Annotated in this window: 12 protein-coding genes and 1 pseudogene; 9 read left to right on the top strand and 4 right to left on the bottom strand. The window is 69.5% G+C overall.

Annotated elements, in window-relative coordinates; translation table 11 throughout:
• Positions 1-381: 381 nt before the first annotated feature.
• The 3 genes and pseudogenes from IE075_RS14185 to IE075_RS16035 form a co-directional block, all read left to right on the top strand.
• A pseudogene (locus IE075_RS14185) lies at positions 382-6,120 on the top strand (Hpt domain-containing protein); the annotation flags it as partial.
• Positions 6,113-7,795 (top strand): chemotaxis protein CheB, encoded by a 1,683-nt coding sequence (locus IE075_RS14180; protein WP_189457761.1) that lies wholly within the window; start codon positions 6,113-6,115, stop codon positions 7,793-7,795. The pseudogene IE075_RS14185 and the gene IE075_RS14180, both read left to right, overlap by 8 nt.
• A gap of 26 nt (positions 7,796-7,821) precedes the next feature.
• Complete coding sequence (locus IE075_RS16035; RefSeq protein ID WP_425489385.1) at positions 7,822-8,682, top strand: chemotaxis protein CheW; 861 nt, start codon at positions 7,822-7,824, stop codon at positions 8,680-8,682.
• 104 nt (positions 8,683-8,786) lie between these two features.
• On the opposite strand, the gene IE075_RS14170 is transcribed toward IE075_RS16035, so the two are convergent.
• A complete protein-coding gene (locus tag IE075_RS14170) occupies positions 8,787-9,521 on the bottom strand; it encodes a 16S rRNA (uracil(1498)-N(3))-methyltransferase (RefSeq protein WP_189457760.1) in 735 nt (244 codons plus the stop codon).
• A 31-nt stretch (positions 9,522-9,552) separates the two neighbouring features.
• On the bottom strand, positions 9,553-10,986 hold the full coding sequence (bioA, locus tag IE075_RS14165; RefSeq protein ID WP_189457759.1) for an adenosylmethionine--8-amino-7-oxononanoate transaminase: 1,434 nt from the start codon (positions 10,984-10,986) through the stop codon (positions 9,553-9,555).
• 41 nt (positions 10,987-11,027) lie between these two features.
• On the opposite strand from bioA, the gene nudE reads away from it, so the two are divergent.
• The 5 genes from nudE to IE075_RS14140 all read left to right on the top strand — a co-directional run bounded on the left by nudE (position 11,028) and on the right by IE075_RS14140 (position 15,323).
• Positions 11,028-11,576, top strand: coding sequence for an ADP compounds hydrolase NudE (gene nudE, locus IE075_RS14160; RefSeq protein ID WP_189457758.1), 549 nt, complete (start codon positions 11,028-11,030; stop codon positions 11,574-11,576).
• Complete coding sequence (gene cysQ, locus IE075_RS14155; protein WP_189457757.1) at positions 11,555-12,367, top strand: 3'(2'),5'-bisphosphate nucleotidase CysQ; 813 nt, start codon at positions 11,555-11,557, stop codon at positions 12,365-12,367. Before nudE ends, cysQ begins: the two co-directional genes overlap by 22 nt.
• Complete coding sequence (mazG, locus tag IE075_RS14150; RefSeq protein WP_189457756.1) at positions 12,364-13,194, top strand: nucleoside triphosphate pyrophosphohydrolase; 831 nt, start codon at positions 12,364-12,366, stop codon at positions 13,192-13,194. Before cysQ ends, mazG begins: the two co-directional genes overlap by 4 nt.
• Positions 13,195-13,289: 95 nt before the next feature.
• A complete protein-coding gene (locus IE075_RS14145) occupies positions 13,290-14,000 on the top strand; it encodes a response regulator transcription factor (protein WP_189457755.1) in 711 nt (236 codons plus the stop codon).
• A 33-nt stretch (positions 14,001-14,033) separates the two neighbouring features.
• Entirely contained in the window at positions 14,034-15,323 is a 1,290-nt protein-coding gene (locus IE075_RS14140; RefSeq protein WP_189457754.1) for a sensor histidine kinase, read from the top strand.
• Between the two features lie 180 nt (positions 15,324-15,503).
• Here IE075_RS14140 and IE075_RS14135 read toward each other — a convergent pair whose 3' ends face one another.
• Together IE075_RS14135 and IE075_RS14130 are read right to left on the bottom strand one after the other, a co-directional pair.
• A complete protein-coding gene (locus tag IE075_RS14135) occupies positions 15,504-15,746 on the bottom strand; it encodes a hypothetical protein (RefSeq protein WP_189457753.1) in 243 nt (80 codons plus the stop codon).
• A gap of 404 nt (positions 15,747-16,150) precedes the next feature.
• Positions 16,151-17,335 (bottom strand): S8 family peptidase, encoded by a 1,185-nt coding sequence (locus tag IE075_RS14130; RefSeq protein WP_189457752.1) that lies wholly within the window; start codon positions 17,333-17,335, stop codon positions 16,151-16,153.
• A gap of 389 nt (positions 17,336-17,724) precedes the next feature.
• Here IE075_RS14130 and IE075_RS14125 point away from each other — a divergent pair, with 389 nt between their 5' ends.
• A complete protein-coding gene (locus IE075_RS14125) occupies positions 17,725-18,735 on the top strand; it encodes an isoaspartyl peptidase/L-asparaginase family protein (protein ID WP_189457751.1) in 1,011 nt (336 codons plus the stop codon).
• Positions 18,736-18,863 lie beyond the last annotated feature (128 nt).

Raw genomic sequence — 18,863 nt, 5'->3', positions numbered from 1 at the left:
GGCGACGCGTCGGGCACCGACGTGGCGGCCGCGCGCGCGACCGTTGCGCGCGTGCTCGCGGGCTGGAGCGATTCGGTCGACGCGGCCGCGCTTGCCGGCGCGCTCGAAGCGCTGTTCGCACACGCCGCATCCGAGTCGATGCGGCGGGCGGTTTGGGTCGCACTATCCGTCGCCAGCGCACTGCGCGATGGTGCGCTCACGCCGACCGCCGCGCTGCGCACGGCGTTCGAGCGGGTCGAAGCCGACCTCTCGCGTTTGGGCGATGCGGCCGCGCGCGGCGACGCCGGCGCCGAAGCCACTCGTCAGTTGCTGTTCCACGTGGCTCAGAGCGATGCGCCCCACCCGGCGCTCGATCAGCTGCGCAGCGTCTTCGAACTCAGCGCGCAGGCGCCGACCGAGTCGGAGCTCGCACACGCACGCGGCAGCCTGACCGGCCGCAACCGCGCGCTGCTCGACACGGTGTCGGCAGCCATCAAGGAAGACCTCATGCGCGTCAAGGACGCGCTCGATCTTCATTTGCGCACCGGCCAGACCGACGTCTCCGAGCTTGTGCCACAGGTCGATGCGCTGACCCGCGTCGGCGAGACGCTCGGCATGATGGGCGTCGACACTGCGCGCACCGTCGTGATGCAGCAGCGCGATTCGATGCGGCAGATCGTCACCGGCCAGCGCGCCGCGGACGAAGGTGCGCTGCTCGACATCGCCGGCGCGCTGCTCTACGTCGACGCCTCGCTCGATGATCAAGTGGCACGCCTGGGCCTGCCCGAAGAGGCAGGAGAGCAGCGCTTCACGGGCGAGTCGCGCAAGGTGCTCGACCTCGTCGTGCGCGAGGCGATCGCGAACTTCGGCGATGCGCGCCAGGCGTTTGTCGCATTCGTGGAAACCGGCTGGGACCACGCCCAGCTCGCGGAAGTCCCGCGCCTGCTCGCCGAAGTCAGTGGCGCGCTCCGCATCCTCGAGATGGCGACGGCCGCCGCGTACCTCACCGCAATCTGCCGTTACACCGAATCCGAACTGATCGCGCGCCAGCGCGTGCCGGGCAGCCAGCAGCTCGACACGCTCGCCGACGCGCTTGCGAGCATTGAGTACTACCTCGAAGCCCTGCGCGATCACCGCCCGAACCGCGACGATATCCTCGAGATCGCGCGCCAAAGCCTCGAAGCGCTGCGTTACTGGCCGATGCCGGACGCCGCGCTCGAAGGCGCCGCTGTCGATGCGCCGCCGTCGCCCATCGATGCCGACCTCACGGCCCCGGCTGCCGAAGCCGCGCCCGCCGAACCCAGCGCTGTCGCCTCCACGCCGGTCGCTGCCGAATCAAGCGCGATCGACACGCCGGTGCCGGCAGTCGAGGCCCCGGCGGCACACGTCAGCACGATCGATGCCGGCTTCGAAGCCAGCGCCGACATTGACGACGACATCCGCGAAGTCTTCATCGAGGAACTCGACGAAGAAATGGCGAACCTCGCTGGCATGCTGCCGGCATGGCGCGCCAAGCCCGACGATGCAGAGCTGCTGCGCCCCGTGCGTCGTGTCTTCCACACGCTCAAGGGCAGCGGCCGCCTCGTCGGTGCCAAGACGCTCGGCGAGTTCAGCTGGAAGATCGAGAACATGCTCAACCGCGTGCTCGATGGCACGCGTCCGGCATCGCCTGCGGTCGTGGGGGTCATCGAGCAGGCGCACGCGATCCTGCCCCAGTTCCACGCCGCGCTTGCGGGAACCGGCGGACTGACCGTCGATCTGCGCGCGCTTGAAGCCGTTGCGGACCGCGTTGGCGAGGGCGAAGAGGTCTTCTTCGACGCTGCCGCCTCCGCGACGCCCGTGGCGGCTGCGAGCACTGCCGCGCCCGCAGTGGAGCCCGTCGCCCTGGCGCCCGTGCAGGCGGCGGAGGTCGACGCGGAGCCGGGCGTCCCCGCCGGTGTCGACCCCGTGCTGCTGGAAATCCTCACTGTCGAAGTCAACGGCCATCTGGCGACGATCGACGGCTGGCTCGCCTCGGGCCAGCCGGCCGACGACCGCCTGCAGCGCGCGATCCACACGCTCAACGGCGCGTTCGCGATGACCGAAGTGCCGGTGATCACGGAAGTCACCGGGCCGTCGGAGGCTTATGTGAAGCGGCTGCTCGCAGCGGGCGGCGTCGCCGATCCCGAGGGCCGCGCAACGCTGACGGCCGTCGCCGACGCGATCCGCCGCACGCTTGCCGCGCTCGAATCCCCGCGCCCGCACGTACCGCTGTTCACCGGACTCGCCGCTCGCGTGCTCGCACTTCGCGACAGCCTGCCCGACGCACGCATGCCGATGCCGGTCGACGACCAGCCGATCGCGCCTGCGTTCGATTCCCGCAGTGCGGAGCGTCTCGAGGCCGAGCGCATCGCAGCCGAGCGGGCCGAGGCCGCACGGATCGAAGCCGAGCGTCTTGAAGCCGAGCGGCTTGCTGCTGAGAAGGCAGAGGCTGCGCGTATCGAGGCCGAGCGGATTGCGGCGGAGCAGGCCGAGGCGGCGCGAGTCGAGGCAGAGTGCGTCGAGGCCGAGCGTATCGCCGCGGAAGCCGCACGTCTCGAAGCTGAGCGGGTTGCCGCGGAGCAAGCCGAGGCGGCACGAATTGAGGCCGAACGTCTCGAGGGCGAGCGCATTGCCGCTGAAGAAGCGGAAGCAGCGCGACTCGAAGCCGAACGTATTGCGGCCGAGCAGGCCGAGGCTGCACGGCTTGAAGCCGAGCGTCTCGAAGCCGAGCGCGTCGCCGCCGAAGAAGCAGAAGCCGCGCGTGTCGAGGCCGAGCGGGTTGCCGCGGAGCAGGCCGAGGCTGCACGCATCGAAGCGGAGCGCCTCGAAGCTGAGCGCATCGCTGCGGAAGAGGCCGAGGCGGCACGCCTGGAAGTCGAGCGTCTCGAAGCCGACCGTCTGGCCGCCGAGCAGGCAGAGGCCGAACGTCTTGCGGCCGAACGGGCTGAGGCTGAGCGGATTGAGGCGGAGCGCGCTGCGGCGGAAGCCGCCGAACTCGAACGTCTCGCAGCCGAGCGCGCCGAAGCCGTGCGCATCGAGGCGGAGCGCATTGCTGCTGCACAGACCGATGCCGAACGACTCGAGGCCCAGCGCGTCGCGGCCGAACGGGCAGAGGCCGAGCGCCTCGAAGCCGAGCGCGTCGCCGCGGAGCAGGCCGAGGCCCAGCGTCTTGCAGCAGAGCGTGCGGAAGCCGAGCGCATTGCCGCCGAGCAGGCCGAAGCGGAGCGCCTCGAAGCCGAGCGCATCGCAGCAGAACAAGCGGAAGCCGAGCGCCTCGAGGCCGAGCGCGTCGCGGCGGAGCAGGCGGAAGCCGAGCGTCTCGAAGCCGAGCGCACCGCGGCGGCGCAGGCAGAGGCCGAGCGTCTCGAGGCCGAGCGCGTCGCGGCGGAGCAGGCAGAGGCCGAGCGTCTCGAGGCCGAGCGCGTCGCGGCGGAGCAGGCGGAAGCCGAGCGTCTAGAAGCCGAGCGCATCGCAGCAGAACAAGCGGAAGCCGAACGTCTCGAAGCCGCGCGCGTCGCGGCGGAGCAGGCGGAAGCCGAGCGCATCGAAGCCGAGCGTGCGGAAGCCGAACGCCTTGCGACCGAACGGGCAGAAGCGGAGCGTCTGGAGGCCGAGCGCGTTGCCGCCGAGCGGTTCGCCGCCGAACAGCAGGCTGCGGCGATTGCCGCCGCGCTTGCCGCACGGGAAACCGCGACGGACACGCACGCGGGCTTCGAATCCGCGGTCGCGCACGCCGCGATCGTCGATCCGGACGAAGCGCTGGATCTCACCGGGCTTGACCCCGAACTCGTCGACATCTTCGTCGAGGAGGGCGGCGACCTGCTCGACCACTCCGACGGTTTGCTCGCGCAGTTGCGCGTTGCACCGAGCGAGCGCGAGCCGTTGGTGGGCCTGCAGCGCGATCTGCACACGCTCAAGGGCGGCGCGCGCATGGCCGGCATCATGGCCGTGGGCGAACTCGGCCACGTCATGGAGTCGCTGCTCGAGGCCGTCGTCGCAAACCGCGTCGAGCTCGGCCGCGACGGCATCCCGCTGCTCGAGCGCGGCTTCGATCGCCTGCACGCGATGGTCACCCGCGTCGGTGAGCGCCGTGCGGTCGCGATGCCCGACGAGCTCATCGCCGACTTCGACGCCCGCTCGCGCGGCGTGACGCTGTCGCGCGCAGCCACGGCAAGCACGCCGACCACCGCGACCACGCCTGCGACGCCGGCTGTCGAACTCAAGCCGCTGTCGGCGCCGCTGTCGGACACCCCGCTCGACGACGACGACGAGATCGGCGTGCGTGCTCCGCAGGAACAGGTGCGTATTCGCGCCGACCTGCTCGACCGGCTCGTCACCTACGCCGGTGAGGTCGCGATTTACCGCGCACGCCTCGAGCAGCAGCTCGGCGCGTTCCGCGGCGCGATTGGCGAGATGGAAGCGACGAACACGCGTATTCGCGACCAGCTTCGCCGTCTCGAGATCGAAACTGAAGCGCAGATCCTCTCGCGCTACCAGCGTGAGGGCGACCGCGCGGACGCCGCGTTCGATCCGCTCGAACTCGACCGCTTCTCGAACCTACAGCAGCTGACCCGCGCACTCGCCGAGTCCGCCGCCGACCAGGTGTCGCTGCAGGGCACGCTCGACGACCTCACGCGCCAGTACGAAACGCTGCTGCTCCAGCAGTCGCGCGTTTCGTCAGACCTGCAGGAAGGCCTCATGCGCACGCGCATGGTGCCGTTCGACGGTCTGTTGCCGCGCCTGCGCCGTGTCGTGCGCCAGGCATCGGCCGAGCTCGGCAAGAACGTGCAGCTCAAGCTCGACGGCGCGCAGGGCGAACTCGATCGCAACGTGCTCGAGCGCATGACCGCGCCGCTGGAGCACATGCTCCGCAACTCGGTCGCGCACGGCATCGAACTGCCCGCCAAGCGCGAGAAGGCCGGCAAGACGGCCGAAGGTGCGATCTCGATCGCGATCCGGCGCGAAGGCTCGGAAGTCGTGCTCGAAGTCGGCGACGACGGCGCGGGTCTCGACCGCGAGGCGATCCGCCGTCGTGCCCTCGAACGCGGGCTGCTGCGGCAGGACGCCGTGCTCGCCGACAGCGACCTCGATGCACTGATCCTCGAGCCGGGCTTCTCGACGGCCGACGAGGTCAGCCGCCTCGCGGGCCGTGGCGTCGGCATGGACGTGGTGGCGAGCGAAGTCCGCCAGCTCGGCGGCACGCTCGACATCCAGTCGTCGCCCGGCAGGGGCGTGCGCTTCACTCTGCGCCTGCCGCAGACGCTGGCGGTCACGCAGGCCGTGTTCGTCAAGGCCGGCGAGACGACGTTCGCGGTGCCGATTGCCTCGGTGCGCGGTGTGGGCCGCATCTCGCGCGACGAGCTGGCCAAGGCCAGCAGCGAGGGACGCGACGCGGTCTACCGCTACGGCGACGAGGACTACACCGTCCACGACCTCGGCCTGCTCATCGGCCAAGCTGCGTCGAAGGCCGAAGGCCACCTGCAGATGCCGCTGGTGCTGATCCGCGCTGGTGAACTGCGCGCGGCGGTCAGCGTCGACCAGGTCATGGGCAACCGCGAAATCGTGGTCAAGCCGGTGGGCCCGCAGGTCGCGTCGATCCCGGGCATCTTCGGGGCGACGGTCATGGGCGACGGCCGCGTCGTCGTGATCCTCGACGTCGCACCGCTCGTGCGCCGCCAGGCCGCACTGCCGCGCGATCACTTCGCGTCACTTGCGGTGCCGGTGGTCGAGACGCGCCACGTCCCGCTTGTCATGGTCGTCGACGACTCGGTCACGATGCGCAAGGTCACCGGCCGCGTGCTCGAGCGGAACGGCTTCGAAGTGGTCACGGCGAAGGACGGCATCGACGCGCTCGAGCGCATGGCCGAGACCGTGCCCGACCTCGTGCTGCTCGATGTCGAAATGCCGCGCATGGACGGCTACGAGCTTGCCACCGCGATGAAGACCGAACAGCGTCTGCGCGGCGTGCCGATCATGATGATCACCTCGCGCACCGGCGACAAACACCGCCAGCGCGCGCTCGATATCGGTGTGAATCGCTACCTCGGCAAGCCGTATCAGGAGCTGGAGCTGATGCGCAACGTCAACGAGCTGCTTGGCCTGGCGACCGTCGATGCCTGAGTCCGGCTGCCGCGTGGTGCTGCTCGCGCGGCCGGGCACGGCGCGCGACCGCGTGCGCGCGGCGCTGTCCGAGGCCGGCGCCGAGCTCGCGCTCGAAGCCGACCCCACGCAGGCGGACGTCGACGAAGTCGCGTCCGCACGCGCGCAGGTCGTCATGGTCGTGCTGGACAGTGCCACCGAAGCCGCGCTCGAACGCTTTGACGCGGTGCTGCTCGATCCCGCGATCGACGTGATGTACGAAGAGGCCGACCTCGCGGCGAGCCGCAGCGGTTGGGATGCGGCGCGCTGGACGCGGCATCTTGCGGCGAAGTTGCACGGGCATGGCAACGTGCTGCCGCCCGGCCATTCGCAGCCCGACGCAGGCCCGAGTCTCCCTGCGGTTGCCGCTGCGAAACCGGCGGTGCCGGCGGCGGCTGCAAGTGCACCCCCGGGCGATTTTGACCCGGCTCCGTCTGCCGAGGCCACATCGGCTGGGGCTGGCGAGCACGCGCTGTCGCTCGAGTCCATCGAACTGCCCTCGGGCGAGGGCGGTGGCTCCGTCAGCGTGGACATGTCGCAGTTCGGGGGCTTCGCGCCGCTGCTCGATACGGCACCGCCGCACCCGCTGTCAGACGAGTTTTCGCCCGGCGTCGAGCCGGGCGAGTTCGCCGGCTTCGACCCGGTGAGCGCCGAGATGACCGAGTACGAGTTCAACGCGGATCAGGTGATCACGTTCGATTCGAGCCTGCGTGAGGATTTCGGCCAGTCCGAGCCGTTCGCCGCGCCGGTCTCGTCCGGTTTCGACCTCGCATTCGAGAGCGACTTGATGCTGCCCGGTGTCGAAGCGCCGGCTGCATCGGCCGAGGTGTCGCAGTTCCACGAGTTTTCGCTCGACGACCTGCGCACCGAGCCCACGTTGCCTTCGGTGGAGTTGCCGGAGCCGACGTTCGACGTGCTGTCCGCCGAGCCGGTCGACCCCGGTGCGGTGACGGGTTCGCCGTTCGCCGGGCTGTCGGATGGCCACGTACTCGCGCTCGTGACCGACGACGCGCCCGCGGTTGCAGCTGCGCCGCAATCGGCTGCGGTCAATCTTGCGGATCTCGAGCAGCGCATCGCGTCGCTGTCGCTCGTGGACGATGTGCCGCCGACGCAGCTCTCCATGTCGCCCGACGCTGAGCTCAGTGGGCCGGGCGCCGTGCTGCTCGTCGCCGGACTCGGCGGGCCCGACGCCGTGCGCCAGGTGCTGGGCGCGCTGCCCGAGGGGTTTCCGCGGCCGGTGCTCGTGCAGCAGCGGCTCGACGGCGGGCGCTACGACCGCCTCGTGACCCAGCTGCAACGTGCGACCGCGCTGCCCGTGGATCTCGCGGACATGGATGCCGGCGCGCGCCCGGGTGTGGTCTATGTGCTGCCCGACGGCATCGGCCTCCAGGCCGGTCCCGACGGGCTTCGCTTCGTCGCCGCCGACCCGCTGGATGCACTGCCGCCAGCGGACAGCGCGGTGCTGCTGCTCAGCGGCGCCGACGCCGCACTCGCAACGCGTCTCGCAGACCGCCGCTGGTCGTCGGCGTTCGTCGCCGGGCAGTCCGCCGAGGGCTGCTACGACGCCACTGCTTCGAACGCTCTAGCCGAGCGCGGTCGTCCGACCGCGACTCCGGCCGAACTCGCCCGGCAGCTCGTCGAGCGCTGGAGCGCCTGACCGGCGCACGATCCGAGGATTCCATCATGTCGAAAAAGAACCGCCAGAAATCTCGTGCCGCGCAGCGACCGTCGGTCTCCGCGCCGGCGCCCGCCGCGGCCGCTCCGCATCACGCATCTGCCGCGTCTGCGGACAACGAACAGGCCTCGTCGGACGTTGAAGCGGCGGCCGAGACTTCGGCAGCCGCTGGCGTCACCGACCACGCTGTCGGCTCGCCCACTGCGACCCAGCACGAGTCGGCCGAGACGGTTGCCAGCGCTGGGGGCGATGACGCCGCGCCGCAAGAAGACTTCCTCGCGGTCGGGGCGCATGCCGACGCCGAGGCGCTCGATGCGCCCGAGGCTTCGCCCCAGCCGGTCGCCAAGGCCGAGGCCCCGACGCCGCAGCCGTTCACGGTGCCGACGCCCGCGCCGATGGCGTCTCAAGGCGACATCCGCGGCGTGCTAATCCAGGTCGCCGGTGCGCGCTTGCTCATGCCGAACGCGACGATCGCCGAAGTGCTCTCGTACGCGGACCCGGAGCCCGTCGGCGAGGATGCGCCGGAATGGCTGCTCGGCCGCCTGCGCTGGCGCGGCTGGCAGGTGCCGCTGATCGCATTCGGCACGCTCGCGGGCGTCGCGCAGGAGCGCGCCGTGCTGGGCAGCAAGGTCGTGGTGCTCAAGGCGCTCGCGGGCACGTCGCGCACGCCGTACTTCGCGATGCTGACGCAGGGCTTCCCGCGCCTGGTGACCGTGTCGCGCCAAACGCTGTCGGTCGAGGACGACGATGCTAGCATGATGCCGCGCGGCGTCCAGGCGCGCGTCCGGCTCAACGAGGACCCGGCACTGCTCCCGGATCTCGAGGCGATCGAAGCGATCGTCGCGGACGCGGTCGCGCAAGCGGCCTGATTGACCCGCCGCAATCGGTTCGCGGTCTTCCGACCCCGTCATCGCATCGCGATGCCGGGGTCGTTTCGTTTTGGGAGCGGGCCGTCGCTTAAACCTGCGCGCGACTAGCCGAGATCGCCGTGCGTCGCCTGGAGTGCTGCGAGTGCCGCAAGCCCGGCCGTCTCGGTGCGCAGGATGCGCGGCCCGAGCCGCACGCCGATGAAGCCCGCAGCGATGAGCTGGTCGCGGTCGGCCGGCGACCAGCCTCCCTCCGGCCCGACGGCAAGCCACAGGGTGCCGGGGACGGGATCGAGTGTGCGGATCGCGGTGTCGCCCTCGGGGTCGAGCAGCACGCGCGTGCCCCCCGTCGGCAGCGCAGCGAGCGCCGCCGCAAGCGAGACGGGCGCTGCGACATCGGGAACACGCGCGCGACCGCTCTGCTCGCAGGCAGCGATCACCACGCCGCGCCAGTGGGCGTGACGCTTCACCGCGCGCGCCTCATCGAGCTTGACCTCGCTGCGCTGCGACCACAGTGGCCGCACCTCGGACACGCCGAGTTCGGTGGCCTTCTGCAGGATCAGGTCCATCTTCTCGCCGCGCGCCACGCCCTGCAGCAATCCGGTGCGCAGCGGCGATTCGCGTTCGACCGCGGCTGCGCCGTCGATCGCGGCGCGCACCTCGCGCTTGCCGACCGCGACCAGGCGCGCTGTGTAATCGCGGCCGTCGCCGTTGAACAGCACGCAGGCATCGCCGGCCTGCAACCTCAGCACGCGCGTCAGATGGGCGGCGGGCGCTTCAGGCAATACGACGTCCGCGCCGACGTGCAGCGGCAGGTCGACATACGCGCGCGTCATGCGCATGGGCAGCACCTCGAAACGTGGTTGGGGCCGCTCACGATGTGGCCTCGAGGATCGCTCCGCGCGTCACGTCCGCGAGGTGCTGGAGCGCCTCGCTATCGATGCAGTACGGCGGTATCCAGTACAGGACGTCGCCGAGCGGGCGCAGGAGCACCCCGCGTGACAACGCCGCCCGGTACGCGCGCAGCCCGATGCGTTCGGCCGGGTCGAACGGGGTATCGGTGCGTCCGTCGCGGGCGAGTTCAAATGCAACGATCATCCCGGTCTGCCGCACCTCGGCGACGGGGGGGAGCACGCCGACTTCGCGCGCGAGTTCGCGCATCCGCGCTGCCGTGGGCCGGTTGCGTGCAATGACGTCGTCGTTTTGGAAGATGTCGAGCGTGGCGAGCGCCGCTGCGCATGCGAGCGGATTGCCGGTGTAGCTGTGCGAGTGCAGGAACGCGCGCTCCCGCGATTCGTCGAGGAAGCCGTCATAAATCGCCTGCGTCGCGAGCACAGCCGCGAGCGGCATCGCACCCCCGGTGAGCCCCTTCGACAGGCACATCAGGTCGGGCTGGACGCCGGGTGCGCCGCCGTCGCGCCCGGGCGCCTGTTCGCACGCGAACAACGTGCCGGTGCGCCCGAAGCCGACAGCGATCTCGTCGGCGATAAGGAACACGCCGTGCGCGTCGCACAGGTCGCGTGCAAGGCGCAGGTACAGCGGATCGTGCATGCGCATGCCGCCCGCGCATTGCACAAGCGGCTCGAGGATCAGCGCGCAGACTTCGCCCGCGTGGCGCTCGAGCACCTCGCGCAGCCCGTCCGCCGCGCGGCGTGCGCGGTCGGCTGGTGTTTCGTCGGGGGCGCATGCGTATGCGTCGGGCGAGGGTGCGAACAGGGCTTCGGCGAGCAACGGAGCGTAGACGCGGCGGTAGAGCGGAATGTCGCCGACCGCGAGCGCGCCGAGGGTCTCGCCGTGGTAGCCGTTCTCGAGCGCGATGAACTTCGTGCGTCGCGTCTCGCCCCGGTTGCGGAACCAGTGGAACGCCATCTTGAGCGCGACTTCGACGCCGGCCGAGCCGTTGTCGGCGTAGAACACCTTGGCGAGCGGCGCGCGTCCTGTCTCGCGCGGCGCAAGCGCAAGCAGACGCTCGGCGAGCTCGACCGCGGGCGCGTGCGAGCAGCCCGCGAGGATCACATGCTCGAGCGTGCGCGCCTGCGCGGCGATCGCGTCCGCAATGCGCGGGTTCGCGTGGCCGAACAGGTTCGTCCACCAGCTGCTGATCGCATCGAGGTAGCGTCGTCCGTCGCGCCCGATGAGCCAGGCACCGTCGCCGCGCTCGATCGGCAGCAGCGGCATGGTGTCGGGGTGCTCGCGCATCTGCGTGCACGGGTGCCACAGCACGTCGAGATCGCGGCGGCGCCAGGCGTCGGCGGCGGCATCACCGTGCTCTGCTAGCATCGCCGCATCGTGAACAAGTTCATCCATACGCCCATTATCGCGCCTGTTCGCCCCCGCGGAGCCTGCGGATGAGTCGTCGGCTGCCCGTGATCCACGGCGTGACCGAACACGACGCCGGCCCGTACCGCTTCGAACAGATCGACCTGGAGTTCTCGAACGGCGAGCGCCGCCGCTACCAGCGCCTGCACGGGCGCGGGCACGGTGCGGTCGTCGTCGTGCCGATGATCGATGCCGAGACCGTGCTGCTCGTGCGCGAATACGCGGCCGGCGTGCACCGGTACGAGCTCGGGCTCGTGAAAGGCCGTATCGACGAAGGCGAAACCGCGCTGGAAGCCGCGAACCGCGAACTGCAGGAAGAGGCCGGCTACGCGGCGCGCTCGCTCGAGCAACTGCGAGCGCTGACGCTGGCGCCGACGTACATGAGCCACCAGACCCAGCTCGTGATTGCGCGCGACCTGTACCCGCAGAGCCTGCAGGGCGATGAGCCCGAGCCGCTCGACGTGGTGCCGTGGCGGCTCGATGCGCTGCACGAGCTGATCCTGCGCGAAGACTTTTCCGAAGGTCGCACGATCGCGGCCCTGTTCATCGCGCGCGAATGGTTGAGGACGCAATCGTGATTAACCCCGAACTGCGCGCAGGCGTGATTTCCATCGCACGCGACGCGGCGGCCGCGATCCTCGGTGTGTACGACAGCGAGTTCGCCGTCGAACACAAGAACGATGATTCGCCGCTTACCGCCGCCGACCTGGCGGCGCACCGCAGCATCGTCAGCGGGCTCGCGCGGCTCACGCCGGACATCCCGGTGCTGTCGGAGGAATCCGCGCACGAGGTGTCGTTTGCCCAGCGCCGCGACTGGACGCGGCTGTGGGTGGTCGATCCGCTCGACGGCACGCGCGAATTCGTCAAACGCAACGGCGAGTTCACGGTGAACATCGCGCTCATCGAGCACGGCGTTGCGGTATACGGCGTCGTGCAGGCGCCGGTGACGGGGGTGCTCTGGCACGGAGGTCCGGGGCTGGGTGCCTGGCGCTGCGACGGCGCGCACGAGCATGAGCTACGCGTGCAGGCGGCGCGTTCGCGGATGAAGGTTGCGACGAGCCGCTCTCACCGCGACGAGCGCAGCGACGCGTTCATTGCACGCCTCGGCGACATCGCGTCGGTGAGCCTCGGATCGTCACTGAAGTTTTGCGCGCTGGCCGAAGGCGAGCTCGATCTGTACCCGCGTTTCGGTCCCACCAGCGAGTGGGACACCGCGGCGGGGCAGGCCGTACTCGAAGGCGCAGGCGGTGCGGTGCTCGACCTGCAAGGCCGGCCGTTCCGCTACAACCAGCGCGAAACGGTGCTCAACGGCGGGTTCATCGCGCTTGCGGACGCGTCACTGCCGTGGCGCGAGTGGCTTGACGAATGAGCGAGCCCGCGGCGCGCGCCGGCATCGGTCGCCTGCTCGACATCATGGCGCGCCTGCGTGATCCGCAGGGCGGTTGTCCTTGGGACATTGAGCAGACGTTCGAGACGATCGCGCCGTACACGATTGAGGAAGCCTACGAGGTCGCCGACGCGATCGACCGTCGCGATCTGCCCGCACTGATGGACGAACTCGGCGACCTGCTGCTGCAGGTCGTGTTCCATGCGCGCATGGCCGAAGAGCAGGGCGCGTTCGCATTCGATGATGTCGTCGATGCGATCGCCGACAAGATGCTGCGCCGCCACCCGCATGTGTTCGGCGACGGAAAGGTCGAGGACTCACAGACGCAGACGCTCGCGTGGGAGGCGCTCAAACGCCAGGAGCGAGAGGCTGCGGGCGAGCGCGACACGTCCGCGCTGGCCGGCATCGCGCGTGGGCTGCCCGAGTGGCAGCGCGCCACGAAGCTGCAAAAACGCGCCGCGCGCGTAGGCTTCGACTGGCCGGCGGTGGAGCCGGTGCTGGACAAGCTGCACGAGGAAATCGACGAGGTGCGTGTGGAATTCGCCGCGCTCGCTGCCGACCCGCAGGACCCCGCCGCACGTGAGCGGCTTGAGGACGAAATCGGCGACGTGCTGTTCGTGTGCACGAACCTTGCGCGCCACGCCGGCGTCGACGTCGGCAGCGCGCTGCGCCGCGCGAACCTCAAGTTCGAGCGACGCTTCCGTGCGATGGAGGCGCTCGCACAGGCCGACGGCACGTCGCTCGATGCGCTGCCGCTCGCCGCCCAGGATGGGTACTGGAACCGGGCAAAAGCGGCGGAGCGAAGCTGAACCGGATTGCCGGCTGAGTTACGGTCGAGATGCCTTCACGCGGTCTAGACTGCGGCCGAGGCACCTTTCACAAAACTGAAGGGTAGGAGATCTCCATGCAAGGCTCGCGCGACGGCGGTCTGGTCCTCATCGTCGAGGACAACCGCAACATCTCGGAAATGGTCGGCGAATACCTCGAAGGCCGGGGTTTCGAAGTCGACTATGCGGCCGATGGCCTCGACGGCTACCGGCTCGCTTCGGAGAACAGCTACGACGTGGTCGTACTCGATCTCATGCTGCCGCGTCTGGACGGCATCGAGGTCTGCAAGCGCCTGCGTGAAGACGCGCGCAAGTCGACGCCGGTGCTCATGCTGACTTCGCGCGACACGCTCGACGAGAAGCTCACGGGTCTCTCGGCTGGCGCCGACGACTACCTGACCAAGCCGTTTGCGATTCAGGAACTCGAGGCGCGCCTGCGTGCCCTGATCCGCCGCGAGCGTCGTCAGGTGGGCGGTGAAGTGCTCAAGGTCGCCGACCTCGTGCTCGACCCGGCCAGCCTGCGCGTCACGCGTGGCGGGGTGGAACTGCAGCTCTCGCCGATCGGCCTGCGCCTGCTGACGATCCTCATGCGCGAGTCGCCGCGTGTGGTCAGCCGTCAGGAAATCGAGCGCGAGATCTGGGGCAACGGCCTGCCGGACTCGGACACGCTCCGCAGCCATCTGTACAACCTGCGCAAGACGATCGACAAGCCGTTCGACAAGCAGCTGCTGCACACCGTGCAGAGCGCCGGCTATCGCATCGCCGACATCTCGCAGCCGCCGGACTGATCGACCACACCGGGCCAACCGCGACCCGCATCCATGGCGCAGGGGCTGCCGCGCAAGATCAAGCTGGCCATCATCGGTCAGGCGTTGGTCGCCACGCTCGTGATCTCGCTCGGCGTACTGCTGGGCGGGATCGGCGTGCGTCAGACGTTGCTGCATTCGCTTTTACGCCACGAGGCGGAGACGTTTCGTGAATTGCAGCAGCGCAACCCGGCGCACCCGCTGCCCGATTCGGCAGCGCTGACCGGCTATCTGGTGCGCGGGCGCAGCGACGGCGCGCGACTGCCCGCGGTACTGCGGGACGTTTCCCCCGGCCTGCATGCCTTTGCAGGCGACGACCGCGTCGTATTCGTCGACCCCGACCCGCGCGGCACGCTCTACCTCGTCTACGACCCGTTCCTGATCGACCGCGCCGTCACCTGGACGGCCGCGGTCGCGATCGTGCTCGCGTTGCTGGCGACCTACCTGACCGCGTGGCTCACCTACCGGACGTCTAAGCGCCTTGTAGCGCCGGTGAGCTGGCTCGCGAACGTGGTTTCGCGCTGGGATCCCCGCCAGCCCGATCCGGCGGCGCTCGCGCCGGACCATCTGCCCCCGGACTCCGCGATCGAGGTGCGGCGCCTCGCGCATGCGCTGCGCGGGCTCGCGCGCCGGGTCGCGGACTTCGTACAGCGCGAACGCGACTTCACGCGCGACGCAAGCCACGAACTGCGCACCCCGCTCACGGTGATCCGCGTCGCGACCGACCTCCTTGCAGGCGACCCGGAGCTCGGCGAGCGCCAGCGTCGATCGCTGGGCCGGGTCCGCCGCGCTGCGCACGACATGGAGGGCGTCATCGAGGCGTTCCTGATCCTTGCGCGCGAGTCGGAAATCGAGCCCCAGCGCGAACGGCTGGCCGTGCGTGAGATCGTCGAGTCCGAACTCGAACGCGTGCGGCCGCTGCTGCGTGACAAGCCGGTCGAACTGCGCCTGGAGGACGACGGCGCCCCCGAGCTGCATGCGCCGCGGCATGTGCTGCACGTGATGCTTGGCAATCTGCTCGTCAACGCGGCTCGTTACACGGAAAGTGGCCAGATCGTCGTGCGCATGAATCCCGAGTGCATCGAGGTGCGGGACACCGGAATCGGCATGACGTCCGAGGTGCTCGGCAAGGTCTTCGATCCGTTCTTCCGGGTCGACCCGGATCGGCTCGAGGGGAAGGGTGTCGGCTTGTCGATCGTGCGCCGGCTCGGCGATCGCTTCGGCTGGCCGGTGACGCTGACCAGCGCCCCCGGCGAAGGCACGGCCGCGGCGATCCACTTCCCCGAGGCCGCTGCGCAAGTCTGAGCCGTCTTTCCGCGGCGCGATGACGCGCGTCGGCGGTGGTGCGCGAACCCTGCAGCGCGGCTGTCGGATGGCGAGAGCCCGAACCCAAGCGGTCCGTAGCGTCCGCCATTCGCGGTGCAGCGCATGCGTCGCGAGGGTTCCTTCGCTACCCGCAGGACCAGCCGCACGGTCGCGTGGGAATCAACTGAACTCGGAGCGCCGATAGGCTCTCTGCTGCATCGACGCGTCGGTGGCGATGATGCGTGCCCGTGCGGCATCGACGATACCTGTGCTCACGGCTTCGACACGGACTTCGCTGATCGCTTGCGTGCGCAGCCTTGTCCTCGCTGATCGGGAGTCGGGATCGCCTGAGCGCCGCACTTGATTGCTCCACGCAGGAAGCCCGGCGCGGCACTGCGCAGGGGTGACGTGCAGATAGCGCACTCGTGACGCGATCGCGTCACGAGTTGTAGCGGGCCACCATTGGCGCGGCGTCCACATCCGTGGCCCCGTCGCGCGGCATCGCATGACATGGCGGCCGTGCGCCCACGCCGGCATGCGGCTGCGGGGTGCGGCGGTGGAGTTACACATCACCCAACCGCGTCCGCCGCCGTCCCTTCGAGTTCGTAGACGTGGCGCCCGGACTGCGCATCGTGAAGAGATCGTCTCCCGATCAAGCGCCCCGCAGACCTGAAAGCGACGCACCGAGGGATGCGATCGCGCCGACAGGCGAGGCATCGGGACCGCGACCGATGGCGTGGCAACGCCGATAGCCGCGACCAGTAACGACAAAGGCGGCCCAGGGGCCGCCTTTGTCTGCGTCATCCGTGGCGCTCAGCGTGTTCGCATCAACGCGTGTACAGCAGGCGGTTCGGCGAGCCCGAGTTGATCGAGTACAGGCGGCCGGTCGTAGCGTTGTTGTACAGCCAGCTGCGCACCGTCGACGGCGACGAGGACGGGTAGCGCGACAGGTAGAGCGCTGCTGCGCCGGCCACGTGCGGAGAGGCCATCGAGGTACCGCTGATCGTGTTCGTCGCGGTATTGCTCGTGTACCACGCGGATTTGATCGAAGTGCCCGGCGCGAAGATGTTTACGCAGCTGCCGTAGTTCGAGAACGACGAGCGGTAGTCGTTCGACTGCGTCGAGCCGACCGTCACCGCATTGGAGACGCGGGCCGGCGAATAGTTGCAGGCGTTCTGGTTGTCATTGCCCGCCGCGACGACGACGGTGACGCCGGCGTTGATCAGGTTGTTGGTTGCGGTATCGATCGCGGACGAGGCGCCACCGCCGAGGCTCATGTTCGCGACCGCGGGCTTGACGTGGTTCGCGCGGACCCAGTCGATGCCCGAGATGATGGTGGAGTTGCTGCTGCCACCGGTGCATCCAAACACGCGCACCGGCACCAGGCGCACGGACTTGGCTACGCCCCAGGTCGCGCCGCCGATCGTGCCCGCCACGTGCGTGCCATGGCCATTGCAGTCGCTGGTCCCACGGCCGTCGCTGATCGCGGTAGCGCCGGCAAGAACGCGGCCGCCGAAGTCCTGATGGCTGGCCAGGATGCCGCTGTCGATCACGTACGCACGCACGGTCGAGGCGGTGTAGTCGTACACGTAGCTGCCGTTGAGCGGGAGCGCACGCTGGTCGGAACGATCAAGACCCCAGGTCGCGCCGCTCTGCGTGGCGGACGGGTAGGACATCGCGTCTTCCTCGATGAACGCAACGCGCGGGTCCTTCAGCATGCGGGCGATCGCGTGTTCCGGCGCCTTGATGGAGAAGCCTTGGAGTGCATGTCCGTAGACGCGCTCGACATTGCCGCCGTGGCGCGAGGCCAGGTCAACTGCGGCGTTCTCGGCGGCGACGGCCAGGCCCGGGGCGCGGGCGAGGCCGGGCGGGGTCTGCAGACGGGCAGGGTCAAGCACAACGATGTACTGGCCTTCGATGCGGTTCCGCTCCGCACGAACGAGATCGGCTGCAGCGGCAGCTGAAGAGCCCAGGGCCAGGGTGACGGCCAACGCGAGGACGCGCTTGGTCATTGTGAACACTCCAAAGGATTGATTAACGACTAGGGCCTGCTCATTCCGGAGCAGTGCGTGCCACGCCGACCACATCCGGGGACGCTGCGTGGCGAGTCGAGAGTTCGCTGCGGGGCGAAAACGTGTCAATCACGCGAGTGCCGATTGTCATGATCATCACAAAGATGAATGGGTGGTGCGCGGGCGCACGTAATTGATAACGCGTTGTTACAGAAGTGTTTCATTTCTGAGAAAGCCGTTACGTACTGGTCAAAAAATAACCACGACCGTGAAGGCGATCGCCGCGAGTTATGTTGCATCGCACCGTATTTCCGCGCAGATCCGGCAATAACAGGCGGTACGAGGGCCACGCTATGCTCGGTCGACCCACCTGCGGAGCCCGACCGCCCATGCGATTTCCAGTCCTTCTCGCGAGCATGCTCGCCGCGATGACCGCCACTGCCGCCGAACCGAAGACCGCGCTGGTAATCCACGGAGGCGCAGGCTTCGTTCCGAAGGACGCGCTGTCCGATGCCGATCGGCGCGACGTCCATGCCACGCTCAACCGCGCGCTCGATGCGGGCAACCGCATCCTGCAGGACGGCGGCAGCGCGCTGGATGCCGTGGAGGCGGCCGTCCTAGTGCTCGAGGAATCGCCGCGCTTCAACGCCGGCAAGGGCGCAGTGTTCAACGCCAAGGGCGGGCACGAGCTCGACGCATCGATCATGGAGGGACATACCCGTCGCGCAGGCGCCGTGGCGGGAGTGACGACGGTGCGCAACCCGATCCGGCTTGCGCGCGCCGTCATGGAGTACAGCCCGCACGTGATGCTCGCCGGGGATGGCGCGGAAGCTTTCGCGGACACCCGGCCCAAACTCGAGCGCGTGCCGAACATGTGGTTCGATACCGATCACCGCCGCCGCGCGCTGGAGAAAGCCCAGCGTGAAGAGGCGAGCAAGTCGGGCGCCCGCCCGCTCGAAGACGACGCCCCGAAGTATTTCGGCACGGTGGGTGCCGTCGCGCTCGACAAGCAGGGCCATATCGCGGCCGCGACGAGTACGGGCGGCATGACGAACAAGAAGTGGGGCCGCGTCGGCGATGCGCCGATCATCGGTGCGGGCACCTGGGCCGATGAGCGCTGCGGCGTGTCGGGCACCGGCTGGGGCGAGTACTACATCCGCTCCGCGGCCGCGCACGACATCTGCGCGCGCGTCGCCTACCGCGGCGATTCGCTGCAGGCCGCGGCCGAGGAAGTCATCAACAAGGTGATCCCGGCCATGGGCGGCGACGGCGGCGCGATCGCGCTGGACCGCGAAGGCAACATCGCGATGCCGTTCAACAGCGGCAGCATGTTCCGTGGCTGGGTTCGCCCGGACGGCAGTCGCGGCACCGCGATCCACGAGGATGAGCCGGCGCGCTGACGCGGCGCTGCCGCGTGCGCCGGCGAATGCCCGGGCCGCTGGCCCGGGCGGGAACGGGCCGGCGCGCTGACGCGGCGCTGCCGCGTGCGCCGGCGAATGCCCGGGCCGCTGGCCCGGGCGGGAACGGG

It is taken from the genome of Cognatilysobacter bugurensis (assembly GCF_014652095.1).
Lineage (GTDB): Bacteria > Pseudomonadota > Gammaproteobacteria > Xanthomonadales > Xanthomonadaceae > Cognatilysobacter > Cognatilysobacter bugurensis.
Note: the sequence above shows the minus strand (reverse complement) of the source record. Positions and strands in the feature narration are given on the sequence as shown.